Below are 16,375 nucleotides of genomic sequence, written 5' to 3'. Positions count from 1 at the left end.
CCGACCTGCGACCGCGAAACCCCGAAGGTGCACATGAGTGAGCGATTCGCCGCGTTGGACGACCTGGCCGAGCGGTGGGGCCTGAGCGGCCTGGAACTCGTCGGCCAGGGCCTGGAGTTCTCCGTGTTCCGGGCGCAGGCGCGGGACGGGCAGCCCGTCGCGGTGCGGCTCGCGCGCCAACGGTTCGACTCGAACGCCAACGACCCCCACGTGGACACCCGGACCCTGCTCCGGCAGGAGTACGCCATCGCCAAGCACCTGGCCGCCCGCGGCCTGCCGGTCGCGCAGGCGAGGGAGCTCGTCCTGGCGGACGACCCGGCGTCCCCCGACGTGCTGCTGTCCGCCTACGTCCCCGACGACGGGTCGGACCTCGACTCCTTCGAGCTGGGTCACCTCCTCGCGCGGCTCCACCGGGTACCGCCACCGCAGCTGAGGCCCGTCGCGGCGGAGGGGACCACCACGGCGGGGGCGATCGCCGCCCGCATCGGGCGCCGCTGGGCCGAGATCGGCCGCCTCGTCGACGACTGGCCCGAGCCGCCGGCCGACTCCCTGGTCGCCGACCACCTCGCCGGCCTCACCGAGGACGGCCTGCTGCACCTCGACGTCCGCAGCGCCAACATCCGCCGCCACCAGGGCCGGACCGTCGCCCTGCTGGACTGGTCGAACGCCCTGCTCGGGCCCCCGGCGGTGGAGTTCGGCCGGCTCGTCGAGTACGCCCGGTACCCGGAGAACGACCTCGACCTGGCGGCCGTCCGCAGCGGGTACGCGAGGACGGCGACCGTCCCGCCCGACGACGATCCGTGCCTGGTCGTGGGCCGGCTGGACGCCGCGCTGATGCTGGCCCTCGTCTTCCTCTCCGAGGCGCCCGACCCCAGCCGTGGCCCGGCGGCGGCCGACCACGCCCGGGAGCTCGCGCTCAGGATGGGCGCCGGCCACCCGTAGCGAAGCCCGGGAGTACGGCGCTCAGGCCCGGCCGAGGACGCGGTCGACGGCGATCTCGATGACCACCCGGTCCGGGTTCACCCGGGGTTCGCGGTAGCGCTCGGTGTAGCGCCGCTCGGCGTCGGAGACCTGCTCCGGCTCGTCCCGGACGACGGCCACGCCCTCCAGGGTCGACCAGCGCGCCCGGTCCACCTGGCAGAGCGCGACCCGCAGGCCCTGCGGGCCGGCCGCCGCCACGTTGCGCGCCTTGCGGCTGGTGCGGCTGGTGATCACCCGGGCCGTCCCGGTCTCCGGCTGGTACGTCACGCCGACCGGCACCACGTGCGGCGAGCCGTCCGGGCGGGCGGTGGTCAGGGTGGCGATGTGACGCTCGCGCCAGAAGGCGAGGAAGGCGTCGTCGAGGTCGCGGGGATCATGGGCCATGGCCGCGATCGTACGGCCCCCGGAGCGCGCCGCGTGCTCCGGGGGCCGTCCGCGGTCAGTGCCCGCGGGCGATCCAGTCCGGCAGGGCCGGGGCCTCGGCGCCGATGGTGGTCGGGTCGCCGTGGCCGGTGCGGACCACCGTCTCGGCCGGGAGCGACAGCAGCCGCTCGCGGATCGAGTCGATGATCGTCGGGAAGTGCGAGAACGACCGGCCGGTCGCGCCCGGGCCGCCGTGGAACAGGGTGTCGCCGGTGAAGACGGTGCCGAGTTCCGGCGCGTACAGGCAGACCGCGCCCGGGGCGTGGCCCGGGGTGTGCAGGACGGTCAGCTCGGTGCCGGCCACCTCGATCCGCTGCCCGTCGGCGAGTTCGCCGTCCGGGAGGCGCTCGGGGTGGGTGAGCTTCCACAGCGGCAGGTCGTCCGGGTGCAGCAGGATCGGCGCGCCGGTGCGGGCGGCGAGGGCCGGGGCGGCGTCGATGTGGTCGTTGTGCGCGTGGGTGGAGACGATCGCCAGCAGCCGGCGCCCGCCGAGCGCGGCCTCGATCGCGTCGGCGTCGTGCGCGGCGTCGATCACCACCGCCTGTTCGTCGTCGCCGACGATCCAGACGTTGTTCTCCACCTCCCAGCTGCCACCGTCGAGTTCGAACGTCCCGGCCGTCACCAGCCGGTCGATGCGCGGGGCCGAGGTCACAGGACCACCACCGAACGGAGCACGTCGCCCTGGTGCATGCGCTCGAACGCCTGCTCCACCGCGTCGAGTTCGATGGTCTCGGTGACGAACGCGCCGAGGTCCAGGCGGCCCTGGAGGTAGAGGTCGATCAGCATCGGGAAGTCCCGCGAGGGCAGGCAGTCGCCGTACCAGGAGGACTTCAGCGCGCCGCCGCGGCCGAACACGTCCAGCAGCGGCAGCTCCAGCGTCATCTCCGGCGTGGGCACGCCGACCAGGACGACGGTGCCGGCGAGGTCGCGGGCGTAGAAGGCCTGCCGGTAGGTCTCCGGGCGGCCGACCGCCTCGACCACCACGTCCGCGCCGTTGCCGCCGGTCAGCTCCCGGATCGCCTCGACCGGGTCGGTGGTGCGGGAGTTGACGGTGTGGGTGGCGCCGAGCCGGCGGGCCGTCTCCAGCTTGCGGTCGTCGATGTCGACGGCGATGATCTTCGCCGCGCCCGCCAGCCGGGAGCCCATCACGGCCGCGCCGCCGACGCCGCCGCAGCCGATCACCGCGACCGAGTCGCCCCGGCCGACTCCCCCGGTGTTGATGGCGGCGCCGATGCCCGCCATCACACCGCAGCCCAGCAGGCCGGCGACGGCCGGCGAGGCCGCCGGGTCCACCTTGGTGCACTGGCCGGCCGCGACCAGGGTCTTCTCGGCGAACGCGCCGATCCCCAGTGCCGGGGACAGCTCGGTGCCGTCCAGCAGCGTCATCCGCTGCTTGGCGTTGTGGGTGTTGAAGCAGTACTGCGGGCGGCCGCGCCGGCAGGCGCGACACTGGCCGCACACCGCACGCCAGTTGAGGACCACGAAGTCGCCGGGAGCGACCTCGGTGACGCCCTCGCCGACCGACTCGACGACGCCCGCCGCCTCGTGCCCGAGCAGGAACGGGAACTCGTCGTTGATGCCGCCCTCCCGGTAGTGCAGGTCGGTGTGGCAGACCCCGCAGGCCTGGATCCTGACCACCGCCTCGCCCGGACCCGGGTCCGGCACCACGATCGTGGTCACCTCCACGGGCGCGCCCTTGGCGCGCGCGATGACTGCCTTGACCTGCTGGGCCATCCGATTCCACCTCCGTCGGCCGATGCGGCTCTGCACCGGCGTGACCTGCGACAAACGACTGCCCACGAAGCGTAGCGCCCATGGCGACGGGCGCCGACGGGACGGGCCCGGTGATCCGGCTCACCGCACCGGCCGCGAAGCCGTCATATGCCGTCGAGATATCCGCCGGACCACCCGGCGCGACCCGGCGGGCAGGGCGCACGGGCGGCGCCGAGCGCCCGTCAACGTGCCTCGAAGTGCCCGGAAAGGAGCGCCGTTGGCTGGAAGTGCCGCTGACGCGCGCACCGCCGCCCACGTACGGTCGTAGCAGAAGCGGTCCACGCGACCACGCTCAGCACATCCGCCCCACCCGACGGTGCGCTACCGCGCGCCGTCCGTGCCGAGGCGTACCGACCGTACGCCGTCGCACGATTCGCGCCATCCCCCGTTCCGTTCCGCCCGCACCTCCGCTTTCCCCTTCGATCCTCCGTTCGTCCCACCGATCCGCCGTTCGTCCCGGTCCGCCGAACCGGCCCGGGCCGAACCGCCCGCCGGCCCGCCCCACCCGTCCCCGCACCATCCCGGTTCCACCCCCCGTCGGGCCGTCACGCGCGGCCCCCCGCCCTGGAGTCTGGAGTACGGATGTCCGCCGAGAACAGTGCGACCGGTGCCGGAACCGGCACCGTCCCGCTCATCCCGCTGCACTGCCTGCGCCGCCTGGAGCCCGGCCCGCCCCGGCTCGCCGCGCTGCCCACCGGCACGCCCGTCTGGCTGGTCAGCCGCCACGCGGACGTGCGGCAGGTGCTGACCGACCCGCGCCTGGGCCGCGCCCCGCTGTACGAGCCGGACGCGCCGCCGATCACCGCCATCCCCAACATCCTCGACGACCCGCAGGGCCTGCTGAACATCGACGGCACCGAGCACCAGCGGCTGCGCCGCACCGTGCAGCGGGCGTTCACCCCGCGCGCGATCGCCCGCTGGCGGCCCTGGGTCGCCTCGGTGGTCGAGGGCCTGATCGACGAGCTGATCGACCACGGCTCCCCCGCCGACATCGTCGCCGGCTACACCCGCCCGCTGCCGGTCCACGTGATCAGCCGGCTGATGGGGCTGAACAACCTGGACGGCAAGAAGCTCGCGCACTGGAGCGACCACGCGCTCTCCGCCACCGCCTACACGGCCGAGGCGATCGGCACCGCCATGGCCGAGTTCTCCGACTTCGGCGCCGCCGTGATCGCCGAGCGCCGCGCCGACCCCGGCGAGGACCTGGTCAGCAGCCTGCTCGCGGCCGCCGCCGAGGACGGCTCGATCACCGAGCGGCAGTTGGTCACGCTGGTCATCGGCCTCGTCGTGGCCGGCCACGAGACCACCATGACCAGCCTCGGCAACGCGCTCGTCTACCTGCTCGCCGACGGCCGCGAGGCCTGGCAGCGGCTCGCCGCCGACGAGGCCAGCGCGACCGCCGCGACGGAGCAGATCCTGCGCGCCGTCCCGCTCGGCGACGCCAAGCACCTGCCCGGCCTGCTGCGCCGCACCATCGAGGACGTCGAGATCGGCGGGGTGGTCATCCCGGCCGGCAGCGTCGTCGCCGCCGACACCGGCGCCGCCAACCACGACCCGTCGGTCTTCACCGGGGACCTGCTCACCGAGCTGTTCTCCCCGCTGGCCGCGCCGATGCTGACCTTCGGGGCCGGGCCGCACCACTGCCTGGGCGCCTGGCTGGCCCGGATGGAGCTCGAACTCGCCCTGCACCGCCTGGCCCGCCGGCTGCCCTCGCTGCGCCTGACCGGGCCCATCGAGGAGATCGACTGGCGGAAGGGCCTGCTCACCCGCAGCCCCGAGACCCTCCAGGTCGCCTGGTGACGGCCCGTCCGGGGACGGGTGCCGACTCGGTGGTCGTCCGGGTCGACCGGGACCGCTGCATCGGCTCCGGGATGTGCGCCCTGAGCGCCCCCGGCTCGCTGGTGCTCGGCGGCGACGGGCTGGCCGAGCCGGTGGCCGACTACGCGGCCGGCGGGGCCGAGTTGACGCAGGCGCTGGCCGACGCGGTCGACTTCTGCCCGGTCGAGGCGCTGACCCTCTACTCGGCCGCGGGCGGCTACCGGATCGCCCCGCCGGAGTGACCGCGCCCCGGCGCCTCCCGCACCACGGCGGGCGGCGCCGGGGCCCCCGGATGGATGAGCCACGCTCATCGACGGATGAGCTCAGCGATCTTGTTCGGCCCTCGGCGCGGCTGATGGGCTGGCCCCATGACCAACGCCGACACCCTCGCGCCCCCGGCCGCCCACGGCAGCCCGCCCCGCTGGGCGCCGATCACCGCCGTCGCCCTCGCCACCTTCACCGTGGTCTCCGCCGAGATGATGCCCGTGGGGCTGCTGACCCCCGTCTCGAAGACCCTCGGCGTCTCCGACGGCGTCACCGGCCTCTCCCTGACCATCACCGGGCTCCTCGCCGCCGTGCTCTCCCCGTTCGTCCCCGCGCTCATCGGGCTCCGGGACCGCAAGCGCGTCCTGATCGCCTTCATGCTGCTGCTGTCCCTGGCCAACGCGCTCACCGCACTCGCGCCCGACTACCCCGTCCTGGCGGCCGGCCGCGTCCTGCTCGGCGTCGCGATGGGCATCGTGTGGGGCATCACGGCCGGGCTGGGCCCACGCCTCGCCGACGGGCCGCGGATCGCGCTCGCCACCACGCTGATCTTCTCCGGCGTGTCCATCGCCTCGGTGCTCGGCGTCCCCCTCGGCACCTACCTCGCGGCCCTGCTCGGCTGGCGCTCCGCGTTCTGGGCCCTCGCCCTGCTCGGCGCGGTGTCCGCCGCCGTCCTCGCCCGCACGCTCCCCGCCCTCCCCGTCCACGAGCGCGGCCGGCTCGACGGGATCGCCGACGCGCTGCGCAACCGGGGAGTCGCCGCCGGGCTCGCCGTCACGGCGCTGGTCGTGCTCGGGCACTTCACCGGCTACACGTACGTACGGCCGGTGCTCGAACTCGACGCGGGCCTGAGCAGCGACGTCATCGCCGCCTGCCTGCTGGTCTACGGACTGGCGGGCGTGGCCGGGAACTTCACCCTCGGCCCACTGGCCGGCCGGCGCCCCGGGGCGGCCGTGACCACCGCCCTCGCGGGCGTCACGCTCGCCACCGCCCTCCTGCCGCTCCTCACCGGGAGCGTGGTGGCGGTGCTGCTCGCGCTCGTCGTCTGGGGCGCCTCGTACGGCGGGGTCTCGATCTCCACCCAGACCTGGGTCCGGATCGCCGACCCCGCCCGGATCGAGGCCTCGGCGGCGCTGTGGGCAGGCGTGTTCAACGCGAGCATCGCGCTGGGCTCGCTCGCCGGCGGGCTGGTCATCGACCGGGCCGGGAACCACGCCGTCCTGCTCACCGCGGCGCTGATCACGGCGGCCGGACTGCTGCTCGCCGCCGTCACGCGCCCACGGCGGTGAGCGCCCGCACGAAGGCCCCGGCCAGCGGGTGCGGCCGCCGCTCGCCCTGCACCACCAGCAGCGTGGACGGCTCCAGGACCGGCACCGGCAGGTAGCGGATGTCCGGCCGCTGGACGTACGCCGTGCTCGCCTCGCACAGCAGCAGTCCCAGGCGGGTGCTGGCCACCGTCGACAGCCCCTCCTGGAGCGTGGCCGCACCCGCCGGGTAGGCCAGCTCCCGCCCGTCCGGCGTCCGCCGCGGGGCGTTCGCCCGGCGCCAGTAGTCCGGGGCGGGCCCGCGCGGTTCGATCAGCCCCAGCCCGGCCAACTCGCCCGCGGAGACGCTCGACGCCCCGGCCAGGCGGTGCCCGGCCGAGAGGGCGACGTACATCGGCTGCCGCGAGAACTCCAGCAGCACCCGCAGGCCGTCCTCCCGGCACGGGGCGAGCACGATGGCCAGGTCGATCTCGCCCCGGCCCAGGTGCGAGAACGGATCCCCCCAGGACAGTTCGACGAGCTGGGCCGCCCCCTCCGCAAGGCCCGCGATCGCCCTGGCGACCGGCTCGTACACGGCGCACTGGAACCCCAGGCGCAGCGGCCGGTCCGTCGAGGCGGCCCGGGCGCGGGCCGCCTCGAAGCCCTCCCGGAGCCGGTCGACGGCGGGCACCACCTGCTCGGCCAGTCCGCGCCCCAGCTCGGTCAACTCGACCCGCCGGCTGGTGCGTTCGAACACCGGGGCGCCGACCCGGCCCTCCAGCCGCTTGATCAGCTGGGAGACCCGGCCCTGCGAGACGCCCAGCAGCTGCGCCGTCCGCCCGAAGTGCAACTGGCGCACCAGGACGGAGAAGCACTCCAGTTCCTGGAGCGGCAGCTCCGGGAGCACGGGGCCTGGCGTCGTCGTCCGATTCACTCCGGCAGTCTAGGCCCGCCCTGGCCAGACGTTCCGCCCCGTGAGGTCGGGGACGCCGCAGGCCAGCGCCGCGCGCAGCTCGGCGGCCGGGTCGCCCGTGTGGTACGGGCGTTCGCTCGCCTCGATGTGGTCCAGGAACTCCTGGTACCGGAGCGCGTAGGACAGGTGGTACAGCGGCTCGACCAGTTGCAGCGCGCGCCACGGCCGGGAGCCGGGCGCGTGCTTGCTCCAGGCCTTCAGCCAGACCTCGACGAGGTGCTGCCAGCGCTCCGGCGCGAGGTAGGCGCGCGGGCGCAGCCCGTCCAGGGCGGGGTGGCCGAGGCAGGAGTCGGCGTAGTCGACGACCACCGAACGCTCGCCGTCGGAGCGCCAGTTGCCGGGGTGGAAGTCGCCGTGCACCAGGGTCTCGGGGAGGCCGCAGGCCGCCAACTCCTCCAGCAGCGCCGGAAGTTCGGCGACCAGTCGGCGGACGCCGGCCAGTTCTCCGGGTGTCAGGTCGGTCTCGCCGGGGAGCCGCTCCAGCAGCGCCTCCGCCTGGGCGAGCAGGGTGCGGGGCGTCCGGTCGCGCAGCCCGGCCGTCGCCGCGCGCCCGTCGGCGGCCAGCGCCGCCTGGGCGGCGACCAGCCGGGGCACCACCTCCTCGACGGTGTCGAGGGACGGCGACCAGCAGTCCTCGCCGGGCACGTGGTCCAGCAGCAGCCGCCCGCCCGCCGGGTCGGCGGCCAGCACCGGCGGCACGAGGCCCGGGTCGACGCCGCCGAGCAGCGCGATCACCTCGCCCTCCCGGGCGTTGAAGGCGGGCGTCGTGGTCTTCAGCCAGGCGTCGCGGCCGGTGGCCGTCGGGAGGCGGAAGAGGCCCGAGAGGTTCCAGGTGCGGATCTGCCGCGCGGGGCCGGTGGCCGGACGGCCGGCCCCGGCCAGCTCCGCCTGCGCCCAGGCCAGGGCGTCCGCCAGCCCGGCCGGCGTGGCCCAGGCCGCGCGGCGCTCGGCGGGGCCGAGCAGCGCGGCGGTCCCGGCGTCCAGCGGCCGGGCCTCGACGGCCGTCGGCCGCTCCAGCGCCTCGGCGTGGTAGCACACCTGCCCGCCGTGTCCGCCGTGCCCGCCGTGCTCGCTCCGGCCCTCCACCAGCCGCAGCAGCAGCATCGGCACCCCGGCGAGTTCGGCCGCCCGCGCCACCACCCCGTCCACCGACGACCACCACCCGCCCGCCGCCTCGAACGGGCCCACCGGACCGAAGTACTCGCCCCCGTGGGTGAGATGGACCGTGACGGTGCGTTCGCTCGCTCGCTGCATCCGGGCAGCTTCGCCCACCCGGGCCCGGTATGCGAGCGAATTTCCGGACGCCTCGGGCCGGGGCCGCGCCGCGTGGGCTCGCGCTAAGGGATCGCCACCGCCGCACCGGACACCCGGATCCGGGTGTCCTCCGCCCGCAGTTCGACGTGCAGCACGCCCGGGCGGCCCAGGTCCTCGCCCTGGTGGAGGGTCAGCAGCGCCGGGGCCGCCACCGCGCCCTGCTCCCGCAGGTAGGCGCCGAAGGCGGCCGCGGCGGCGCCGGTGGCCGGGTCCTCGACGACGCCGCCGACCGGGAAGGGGTCGCGGACGTGGAAGACGTCCTGGGCCTCGCGCCAGACGAGTTGGAGGGTCACCAGGTCGCGGGCCCGGGTGTAGGCGGCGAGGCCGTCGAAGTCGTAGTCGAGGCGGGCCAGCCGGTCGCGGGTGGCGGCGGCCAGGACGAGGTGGCGGGCGCCGGCGTAGGCGATCCGGGCCGGCAGGGCCGGGTCGAGGTCGGTGCGGGCCCAGCCGAGCAGGGCGAGGACCTCGTCGACGTCGGCGTCGGTCACGCCCTCCACCCGCGGCTCGACGCTGGTGAGGGTGGCGCGCAGCACGCCCTCCGCGTCCTGGTCGACCTGGACGGGGACCTCGCCCGCGGCCGTCGTGAAGACGTACTGCCCGGGGCCGGTGCGGGCGGCGAGCGCGACGGCGGAGGCGACCGTGGCGTGGCCGCAGAACGGCACCTCGGTGAGCGGGCTGAAGTACCGGACGCCGTAGGCGCCTTCGGCCGCTCCGGCGGTGAGGAAGGCCGTCTCGGAGTAGCCGAGCTCGGCGGCGATGGCGAGCATCCGCTCGTCGGTCAGGCCGGCGGCGTCGAGGACGACGCCCGCCGGGTTGCCGCCCTCGGGGCGGGTGGTGAAGGCGGCGTAGCGCAGGATGCGGGGTGAGGCGTCGTCGGTCATGCCCGGACGAACGCGTTCCGCTCCCCCGCTGTTCCCGGTCACCTGCTCCCGGTCACCGCAGCACCGCCTCCAGGAAGTCCGAACCGAGCCGGGCGCTGCCGGACAGATCGAGCTGGTAGAGCATGTACCGCCCGCGCCGCTGGGTGGTGAGCAGCCCCGCCTTGCGCAGGACGGCCAGGTGCCGGGACACCTCGGGGGCGCTGAGCTGCCAGGTGGTGGCGAGTTCGCCGGTGGTGTGCGCGCCGCGGGCCATGGTGCGGGCCAGGCGCAGCCGGACGGGGTGGGCGAGGGCTTCCAGCCGCTGCTGGACGAGGGCCAGCGAGACGGGTTCGGGGATGCCCGCCTCGGCGACGGGGTACTGGAGGACGGGACGCCAGCCGGGGGTGTACACCACCACGAGGTGGGGCCGGCCGAAGGCGGTGGGGATGAAGGTGACGCCGCCGCCGTCGGTGCCGCTGGTGGCGTTGTCCTGGAGCTTGTCGATGACGATCCGCCGCCGCCCGTCGGCGCCCTGGTCGAAGGTGACGGAGGGTGAGATCGCGGCCAGCGCCTCGGCCGAGCCGCGCCGGGCCAGCAGGTCGGCCTTGCGCCGGGCGTCGGCGGCGAGGGCGGGCAGGACGCGCTGCCAGGCGTCGGCGAAGAACGCGGACTCGCAGTCCTCCAGCATCCGCCGGACGAGGGCCCGCACGGCGGGCGGGTCGGCGAGCAGCCGGTCCGCGAAGGCGGCCTGCCGGGGGCCCCGGGCGAGCGCGAGTTCGCGGGCCCGCTCATTGGCCACCAGGTCGGTGAGCGGGGAGGGCGCCCGGCGGGCCGACCGGGAGGAGCCGCAGGTGGTGACGAGGGCGGCGGCGACGTACAGCTCGTCGTCCATCCGGTCGACGGCGTCGAGCTCGGCGGCCAGGGTGGCGCCGGGCAGGCCGGGGACGAGGAAGTCGGCGCGGGAGGAGCGCCAGAGGAAGTCGGCCTCCAGCAGCCGCTCGGACAGCTCCGGCGGGATCGTCGCGGCGGTGCTGGACGCCCAGCCGTGCAGCGCGGGGTGGTGCGCGGGCTCGGCGAGGACATCCAGCATCGCGGTCAGCTCGCCCAGCGGGGACGGTGTGAAGAGCAGGCGCTCGTCCGGCAGGCCGGTGATGTCGATGGTCACGCTCATGCGCCCGCCGTGCTCCTCCCGGCAGGGGCGCTCGCCCACCCGCGCCTCTCGATGATCGGTTCGCTCACGACGGCGATCCTGCCACCCGCCCGGATCCGCTCCCGCGTCGATTGACGGTTAGTGTCAATCGACGTGCCCGGCGGGCCGGGCAGGGCGGACGGTACCGGCCATGAGCCTGATCCAGGAGAAGTCCGTCCATGACCACGCCGCCGTCCGCGACGGCGTGCCGCCGGCCCCGCCGATCGGTGCGAGCCGCGGGGGCCCGTCCACGCTGCTGCGGCTGCTGACCGCCGCGGGCGGGCCCCGGTACGCGGCCGCGCTGGTGGTGGACGCGGTGGGCTCCGGCCTGCTGCGGCCGTTCCTGCTGCTGTACGGGATCGGGGTGCTGCACCTGGGCACGGCGGCGGCGGGGCTGACGATGTCGGCGGGGATGGTGGCGGGCCTGCTGGTGGTGCCGCTGACCGGCCGGTGGATCGACCGCGGCGCCCGGACCCTGCCGGCGGCGGCCACGTTGGCGGTGCGGGCGGCGGGCGCGCTGGCGCTGCTGGTCTCGGACGGCCTGCCGGGGTTCGTGGCGGCGTCGGTGCTGATCGGGGTGGGCAGCCAGTCCTGGCCGACCACGCACGCGGCGGTGGTCAGCACGCTGACCGAGGGCCGGCTGCGGGACGCCGCGCTGGCGGCCGGGCGGTCGCTGCGCAACGCGGGACTGGGCGCGGGGGCGCTGCTGGCCACGCTGGTGGTGACCGGCGGGGCGGGCGCGATCCGGGTGCTGGCCGGGGTGACGGGCGCGGCCTGCCTGGCCGCCGCCGCGCTGGTGCTGTCGCTGCGGGTGCGCGCGCCGCAGCGGGCCGCCGACCGTGCGGTGCAGGAGCAGGAGCAGGAGCAGGGCGAGTCGCTGCGGCGGATCAGCCTGCTGAGCCTCGCCAACCTGCCGTACGCGTTCTGCTTCGACGTGCTGGAGGTGGCGCTGCCGGCGCTGCTGGTGCTGCACCTGCACGCTTCCCCGGCGTGGTCGTCGGGCGTGTTCGTGGGCAACACGGTGCTGGTGATCGCGCTGCAGCTGGTGCTGGTGCTGCGGCTCGCGGACCGTTCGCGGCGGGCCGTGCTGGCCGCCTCGGGGGTGACGCTGGCGCTGGCCTACCTGGGGTACTGGGCGGCCGGGTCGCTGGGCGGCACCGCGGGCGCGGCGGGCGTCGCGGCGGTCTCGGTGGTGTTGACGCTGGGCGAGATCCTCTACACCGGTGCGGGGACGGCCCTGGTGACGGCCGCCGCCCCGCCGCACCTGCTGGGGCGGGCGCTGGCGCGCTGGGAGCTGTCCTCGGGCGTGGGCCGGGCGGCGGCGCCGGCGGCGCTGATGGCGCTGCTCGCGGCCGGTCCGGGGGTGCTGTGGCCGGTGCTGGCCGGGGCGACCCTGCTGGGGGCGCTGGCGGTGCTGCGACTGGCCCCGACGACGTGACGCCCACGGCGCGGGTCGGATCGGGCCCGGCCCCGCCCCTCCTCCGGATGCGGAGCGCACCCGCAAGGCCGATGCTGGCGGCGAGGCGTGCCCGGCAGGAGGAAGGACAGCAGACCCATGAGTGCTCTCGACTTCGAGATCATCGACGGCCCCGACAGCTCGCTCAACAAGACCTCCGTCCTGGTCACCGGCCCGCAGGACGCCCTGCTGGTGGACGCCGGGTTCACCCGCTCCGACGGCCGCCGACTGGTGGAGCGGATCCGCGCCGGCGGCAAGCGGCTGGCCGCGGTCTTCGTCAGCCACGGGGACCCGGACTTCTACTTCGGCGCCCAGGAGGTCCAGGACGCCTTCCCGCAGGCGCGGTTCCTGGCCACCGCCTCCACCGTCGAACACATCCAGGAGACGTTCGAGGACAAGCTCAAGGCCTGGGCCCACCTCGGCCCCGAACTGCCCACCCGGCTGGTCCGGCCCGAGGTGCTGCACGGGGACGAACTCGTCTTCGAGGGGCACCGGTTCGAGCTGCGCGGCGCCGACTTCCACCTGCCCGACCGGCACTACCTCTGGCAGCACCACCACCGCGCCGTGCTCGGCGGGGTGCTGCTCTTCGAGGGCCTGCACGTGTGGACGGCCGACACCCCCGCGCCGGCCCAACGGGCCGCCTGGATCGACCTGCTGGACGGGATCGAGGCGCTCGAACCGCAGTTCGTCGCGGCCGGCCACCGCACCGCCGACACGGCCACCGACCTCACCTCCGTCCGCCGCACCCGGGACTACCTGCGCGCCTTCGAGACCGAGATCGGCCGGGCCCCGGACGCGGCCGCCGCGAAGGACGCGCTGGAACGGCGCTTCCCCGACCTGGGGCTGCGGATCGCCGTCGACCTCGGCACCAAGGTCGCCATGGGCGAGATGGCCTGGGGCTGAGCGACGATGATCGAGATCCCGAGGGACACCGCCTCGTTCGCCGAGTCCGCCGCCCCGGCCGACGTGGTCCGCCGCCAGTACCTGGCCTCCGCCCGCGGCGACCTGGCCCAGCTGCGCGCCACGCTCGCCGACGACGTGGAGTGGACCGAGATGGCCGGCTTCCCCCTGGCCGGCACCTACCGCACCCCGAAGGGCGTCACCGCCAACGTGATGGAGCGCCTGGCCGCCGTGTGGGAGAACTGGACGGCGCACGACGACACCTACGTGGTCGACGGCGAGAACGTGGTGGTGCTGGCCCGCTACACGGCCGTGCACAAGGCCACCGGGAAGCCGCTCGCGGTGCGGGTCGCCCACCACTTCACGGTGCGCGGCGGCCGGATCGTCCGCTTCGAGCAGTTCACCGACACCGCGCTGGTCCGGGAGGCGATGACCCCGTAGCGGACCCCGTGGCTCCACTGCGCAGCGGTTCGTCGCGTTCACCCGTACGGGGGAGCATGGCGCGGCGCGCCCGGCACGCCCTCGACACGCCACCCGGACGGCGGCAGGCTGGCCCCTGATTCCGGCCGGAGAGCGAGGAGTTCAGCATGGGCACGGGCACGGCGGGAACGGCGGGAACGGCGGAGGGCGGCGGGCGCGAGCGGCCGATCGTGATCGTCGGGGCGTCCCTGGGCGGCGCGAAGGCCGCACAGGCGCTGCGCGAGGCCGGGTACCGGGGCGGCATCGTCCTGATCGGCGACGAACACGAGCGCCCGTACGAGCGGCCGCCGCTGTCGAAGGGGTACCTGCTCGGCAAGACGCCCCGGGAGAAGATCTACGTCCACCCGCCGCAGTGGTACGGGGAGCAGGACGTCACGCTGCGGCTGGGCACGGCGGTGGCCGCGATCGACCCGGCCGGGCACACCGTGACGCTCACCGACGACGGCCGGATCGAGTACGCCAAGCTGCTGCTCACCACCGGCTCGACCCCGCGCCGGCTGCCGGTGCCGGGCGCGGACCAGGACGGCGTGCTCTACCTGCGCCGGGTCGAGGACAGCGACCGGATCAAGGCCGCGCTGCACCCGGGCGCGCGGGTGGCGGTGATCGGCGCGGGCTGGATCGGCCTGGAGGTGGCGGCTGCCGCCCGGGAGGCCGGCGCCGAGGTGACGGTGCTGGAGGCCGCCGAACTGCCGCTGCTGCGGGTGCTGGGCCGGGAGGTGGCGCAGGTCTTCGCCGATCTGCACCGCGACCACGGCGTCCAGCTGCGGTTCGGCGTCGAGGTCACCGAACTGACCGGCTCCGGCGGCGCGGTGAGCGGCGTGCGGCTGGCCGACGGCACGACGGTGCCGGCCGACGCGGTGGTGGTCGGCATCGGCATCACCCCGGCGACCGGCCTGGCCGAGGCCGCCGGGCTGGAGATCGACAACGGCGTCAAGACCGACCAGCAGCTGCGCACTTCCGACCCGGACGTCTACGCGGCCGGCGACGTCGCCAACGCCTACCACCCGCTGTTCGACACGCACCTGCGGGTCGAGCACTGGGCCAACGCCGTCAACCAGCCGCAGACCGCCGCCCGCGCGATGCTCGGGCACCCGGACGCGGTGTACGACCGGATCCCGTACTTCTTCAGCGACCAGTACGACCTCGGTCTGGAGTACGTCGGCTACGTCGAACCGGACGGCTACGACCAGGTGGTGTTCCGGGGCGACCCGGCCACCCGCGAGTTCATCGCGTTCTGGCTGGCCGACGGCCGGGTGCTGGCGGGGATGAACGTCAACGTCTGGGACGTCACCGACCCGATCCGCGAACTGGTGCGCTCCAGGCGGGTGGTGGACCCGAAGGCGCTGGCCGACCCGGACACCCCGCTCGGCGAGGTCTGACACAGGGAGGAACAGCCCCGCCCCCCCCAGATGGCGGGGTCTCCTGGCCGACCGCTCCCTGATGAAGCTGTTGAAAGCACGCCCGGCCTGTACCAGTTCGACCTGATCGACACTTACCGGCAATCCGGGGTGAGTCGGGCAGTCAGAGCAAGATCTTCAAGAGGCTTCCAGGGATCCGGCCAATGGCTTCGGGTCAGGTCCGCTTGCGGCTCGCGATCTCGTCAGCGAGCTGCTGCACGTGGGCGGGGTCCGCGTCCCGGGCAAGGGCGACGTAGTGGTCCATGACGGCCGGCCGGTAGCGCACGGGGAACGTCTGTCCTGGGGCGAGTCGGGTGAGCTCGGTGATCGTGAGGCCTTCGTCCGCGATACCGCGGAACGAGATGCCGCCGGCGGTCTCCACGTCGAGCATCAGGACCACGCGTGGACTGCTGTTGACCTCCCGCCAGTCGACGAGAACGCCGAGCGCAAGCGCCCCCGTACGCAGTTCCGCGTTGCGCTTCCGTGCATCACTGCTCAGGAACGGGTTCGGGGCGACGCCCGGGAAGTCGGGCCCGACACCGAGCGATTCCCGACTCAGGTCGGGCCTGAGCTGCGCCATCAGATCGTTGAGCTTCTTCTGCGAACCGAACATCCTGGCCCTCCCTCACACCGGTGCCGGAATCTCGGCCTGGCGCTTCGTATTCACTGCGATGGTATGTCGCGGCCATTCCCGACCTCCGGCGCATCGCCCCGTCCCGATGGGGTCGCCGTCTGCGGTCGCGGACGGACTCGGTCGGTGCACCTGTCTGTCGGACGAGCCACGTCCACACGCCGACAGGAGGACCAAGCCGTGAGCGATACTGACCCCAACAGTGCGTCCCGGGCAAGACCGTACGGTGCCGCGATCCTGTGCGGAGCGGCCGTCACGCTGATCAACTTCTTCTGGACCGTCGGCCAGTGAACATCAACGCATAGAGCTCGACGATCCCGTCGTAGGCCACCCTGGTCTCATCCTGGTGTTTCAACACAGGCAGGAAACCAAGAGAGGACCTACCGTGACCACCGAGCCTCCGTGGTTCAAGTCTTCGTACAGCGACAACGGCGGCGCTTGCGCAGAGGTGGCCGCCAACGTCCCCGGTGTTGTCCCCGTCCGCGACTCGAAGGACCCCGAGGGCCCGGCCCTCGTCTTCTCCCCCGATGGCTTCGCGGCCTTCGTTGCCGCCGTCCGTACCGGCGAGTTCGGCGACGTCTGACGTACGCGCGGTGCCCTGAGGGCCCCGTCACCCCTTTTTCCGGAGTGGCGGGGCTCCGCCGTGAACTGGGCGGGTTCCAGGCGTCAGGA

At 74.7% G+C, this 16,375-nt stretch carries 17 protein-coding genes; 9 read left to right on the top strand and 8 right to left on the bottom strand.

Features of this window, described 5'->3' with window-relative positions; genetic code table 11:
* The first annotated feature begins 33 nt into the window (after positions 1-33).
* Positions 34-942, top strand: coding sequence for a phosphotransferase (locus tag ACIPLC_RS10590; RefSeq protein WP_400472573.1), 909 nt, complete (start codon positions 34-36; stop codon positions 940-942).
* A gap of 21 nt (positions 943-963) precedes the next feature.
* Here the strand turns inward: ACIPLC_RS10590 and ACIPLC_RS10585 are convergent, their stop codons facing one another.
* The 3 genes from ACIPLC_RS10585 to ACIPLC_RS10575 are packed head-to-tail and all read right to left on the bottom strand — an operon-like array spanning position 964 to position 3,138.
* Positions 964-1,365, bottom strand: a complete 402-nt coding sequence (locus tag ACIPLC_RS10585; RefSeq protein WP_400472572.1) for a pyridoxamine 5'-phosphate oxidase family protein — start codon at positions 1,363-1,365, stop codon at positions 964-966.
* A 55-nt stretch (positions 1,366-1,420) separates the two neighbouring features.
* Complete coding sequence (locus ACIPLC_RS10580; RefSeq protein WP_400472571.1) at positions 1,421-2,056, bottom strand: MBL fold metallo-hydrolase; 636 nt, start codon at positions 2,054-2,056, stop codon at positions 1,421-1,423.
* Complete coding sequence (locus ACIPLC_RS10575) at positions 2,053-3,138, bottom strand: S-(hydroxymethyl)mycothiol dehydrogenase (protein ID WP_400472570.1); 1,086 nt, start codon at positions 3,136-3,138, stop codon at positions 2,053-2,055. Before ACIPLC_RS10575 ends, ACIPLC_RS10580 begins: the two co-directional genes overlap by 4 nt.
* Positions 3,139-3,759: 621 nt before the next feature.
* On the opposite strand from ACIPLC_RS10575, the gene ACIPLC_RS10570 reads away from it, so the two are divergent.
* From ACIPLC_RS10570 to ACIPLC_RS10560, 3 genes are all read left to right on the top strand, one after another.
* On the top strand, positions 3,760-4,977 hold the full coding sequence (locus tag ACIPLC_RS10570; protein ID WP_400472569.1) for a cytochrome P450: 1,218 nt from the start codon (positions 3,760-3,762) through the stop codon (positions 4,975-4,977).
* Entirely contained in the window at positions 4,974-5,237 is a 264-nt protein-coding gene (locus tag ACIPLC_RS10565; protein ID WP_400472568.1) for a ferredoxin, read from the top strand. The genes ACIPLC_RS10570 and ACIPLC_RS10565 overlap by 4 nt, the downstream gene beginning before the upstream one ends.
* A 126-nt stretch (positions 5,238-5,363) precedes the next feature.
* Entirely contained in the window at positions 5,364-6,548 is a 1,185-nt protein-coding gene (locus ACIPLC_RS10560; protein WP_400472567.1) for an MFS transporter, read from the top strand.
* Here ACIPLC_RS10560 and ACIPLC_RS10555 read toward each other — a convergent pair.
* The 4 genes from ACIPLC_RS10555 to ACIPLC_RS10540 form a co-directional block, all read right to left on the bottom strand.
* Positions 6,529-7,437 carry a LysR family transcriptional regulator gene (locus tag ACIPLC_RS10555; protein WP_400472566.1) on the bottom strand — a complete coding sequence of 303 codons (909 nt, stop codon included), beginning with the start codon at positions 7,435-7,437 and terminating at the stop codon, positions 6,529-6,531. The two genes, ACIPLC_RS10560 and ACIPLC_RS10555, sit on opposite strands and share 20 nt — an antisense overlap.
* A gap of 9 nt (positions 7,438-7,446) precedes the next feature.
* Entirely contained in the window at positions 7,447-8,730 is a 1,284-nt protein-coding gene (locus tag ACIPLC_RS10550; RefSeq protein ID WP_400472565.1) for a phosphotransferase family protein, read from the bottom strand.
* Between the two features lie 83 nt (positions 8,731-8,813).
* A complete protein-coding gene (locus tag ACIPLC_RS10545) occupies positions 8,814-9,671 on the bottom strand; it encodes a PhzF family phenazine biosynthesis protein (RefSeq protein WP_400472564.1) in 858 nt (285 codons plus the stop codon).
* Between the two features lie 52 nt (positions 9,672-9,723).
* Complete coding sequence (locus ACIPLC_RS10540) at positions 9,724-10,821, bottom strand: DUF5937 family protein (protein WP_400472563.1); 1,098 nt, start codon at positions 10,819-10,821, stop codon at positions 9,724-9,726.
* Positions 10,822-10,990: 169 nt separating this feature from the next.
* On the opposite strand from ACIPLC_RS10540, the gene ACIPLC_RS10535 reads away from it, so the two are divergent.
* From ACIPLC_RS10535 to ACIPLC_RS10520, 4 genes are all read left to right on the top strand, one after another.
* Entirely contained in the window at positions 10,991-12,277 is a 1,287-nt protein-coding gene (locus tag ACIPLC_RS10535) for an MFS transporter (RefSeq protein WP_400472562.1), read from the top strand.
* 117 nt (positions 12,278-12,394) lie between these two features.
* Positions 12,395-13,198: an MBL fold metallo-hydrolase gene (locus tag ACIPLC_RS10530; RefSeq protein ID WP_400472561.1), complete on the top strand. Its 804-nt coding sequence runs from the start codon at positions 12,395-12,397 to the stop codon at positions 13,196-13,198.
* 6 nt (positions 13,199-13,204) lie between these two features.
* Positions 13,205-13,636 carry a nuclear transport factor 2 family protein gene (locus tag ACIPLC_RS10525; protein WP_400472560.1) on the top strand — a complete coding sequence of 144 codons (432 nt, stop codon included), beginning with the start codon at positions 13,205-13,207 and terminating at the stop codon, positions 13,634-13,636.
* A gap of 146 nt (positions 13,637-13,782) precedes the next feature.
* The gene (locus ACIPLC_RS10520; protein WP_400472559.1) at positions 13,783-15,054 is read left to right on the top strand and encodes an NAD(P)/FAD-dependent oxidoreductase; all 1,272 of its coding nucleotides are present in this window, start codon (positions 13,783-13,785) and stop codon (positions 15,052-15,054) included.
* Between the two features lie 193 nt (positions 15,055-15,247).
* Here the strand turns inward: ACIPLC_RS10520 and ACIPLC_RS10515 are convergent, their stop codons facing one another.
* Positions 15,248-15,685 carry a hypothetical protein gene (locus tag ACIPLC_RS10515; protein ID WP_363631946.1) on the bottom strand — a complete coding sequence of 146 codons (438 nt, stop codon included), beginning with the start codon at positions 15,683-15,685 and terminating at the stop codon, positions 15,248-15,250.
* 403 nt (positions 15,686-16,088) lie between these two features.
* On the opposite strand from ACIPLC_RS10515, the gene ACIPLC_RS10510 reads away from it, so the two are divergent.
* Positions 16,089-16,286, top strand: coding sequence for a DUF397 domain-containing protein (locus ACIPLC_RS10510; protein WP_400472558.1), 198 nt, complete (start codon positions 16,089-16,091; stop codon positions 16,284-16,286).
* The last annotated feature ends 89 nt before the right edge of the window (positions 16,287-16,375 follow it).

Origin of the sequence: Kitasatospora sp. NPDC086801, assembly GCF_044745805.1 — a bacterium.
Classification (GTDB): Bacteria; Actinomycetota; Actinomycetes; order Streptomycetales; family Streptomycetaceae; genus Kitasatospora.
Note: the sequence above shows the minus strand (reverse complement) of the source record. Positions and strands in the feature narration are given on the sequence as shown.

What these genes read in the sequence shown, in the direction of transcription:
- ACIPLC_RS10590 (WP_400472573.1), top strand. Translation starts at nt 34, where the DNA reads ATGAGTGAGCGATTCGCCGCGTTGGACGACCTGGCCGAGCGGTGGGGC.
- ACIPLC_RS10585 (WP_400472572.1), bottom strand. Translation starts at nt 1,365, where the DNA reads ATGGCCCATGATCCCCGCGACCTCGACGACGCCTTCCTCGCCTTCTGG.
- ACIPLC_RS10575 (WP_400472570.1), bottom strand. Translation starts at nt 3,138, where the DNA reads ATGGCCCAGCAGGTCAAGGCAGTCATCGCGCGCGCCAAGGGCGCGCCC.
- ACIPLC_RS10570 (WP_400472569.1), top strand. Translation starts at nt 3,760, where the DNA reads ATGTCCGCCGAGAACAGTGCGACCGGTGCCGGAACCGGCACCGTCCCG.
- ACIPLC_RS10560 (WP_400472567.1), top strand. Translation starts at nt 5,364, where the DNA reads ATGACCAACGCCGACACCCTCGCGCCCCCGGCCGCCCACGGCAGCCCG.
- ACIPLC_RS10550 (WP_400472565.1), bottom strand. Translation starts at nt 8,730, where the DNA reads ATGCAGCGAGCGAGCGAACGCACCGTCACGGTCCATCTCACCCACGGG.
- ACIPLC_RS10545 (WP_400472564.1), bottom strand. Translation starts at nt 9,671, where the DNA reads ATGACCGACGACGCCTCACCCCGCATCCTGCGCTACGCCGCCTTCACC.
- ACIPLC_RS10540 (WP_400472563.1), bottom strand. Translation starts at nt 10,821, where the DNA reads ATGAGCGTGACCATCGACATCACCGGCCTGCCGGACGAGCGCCTGCTC.
- ACIPLC_RS10535 (WP_400472562.1), top strand. Translation starts at nt 10,991, where the DNA reads ATGAGCCTGATCCAGGAGAAGTCCGTCCATGACCACGCCGCCGTCCGC.
- ACIPLC_RS10530 (WP_400472561.1), top strand. Translation starts at nt 12,395, where the DNA reads ATGAGTGCTCTCGACTTCGAGATCATCGACGGCCCCGACAGCTCGCTC.
- ACIPLC_RS10525 (WP_400472560.1), top strand. Translation starts at nt 13,205, where the DNA reads ATGATCGAGATCCCGAGGGACACCGCCTCGTTCGCCGAGTCCGCCGCC.
- ACIPLC_RS10520 (WP_400472559.1), top strand. Translation starts at nt 13,783, where the DNA reads ATGGGCACGGGCACGGCGGGAACGGCGGGAACGGCGGAGGGCGGCGGG.
- ACIPLC_RS10515 (WP_363631946.1), bottom strand. Translation starts at nt 15,685, where the DNA reads ATGTTCGGTTCGCAGAAGAAGCTCAACGATCTGATGGCGCAGCTCAGG.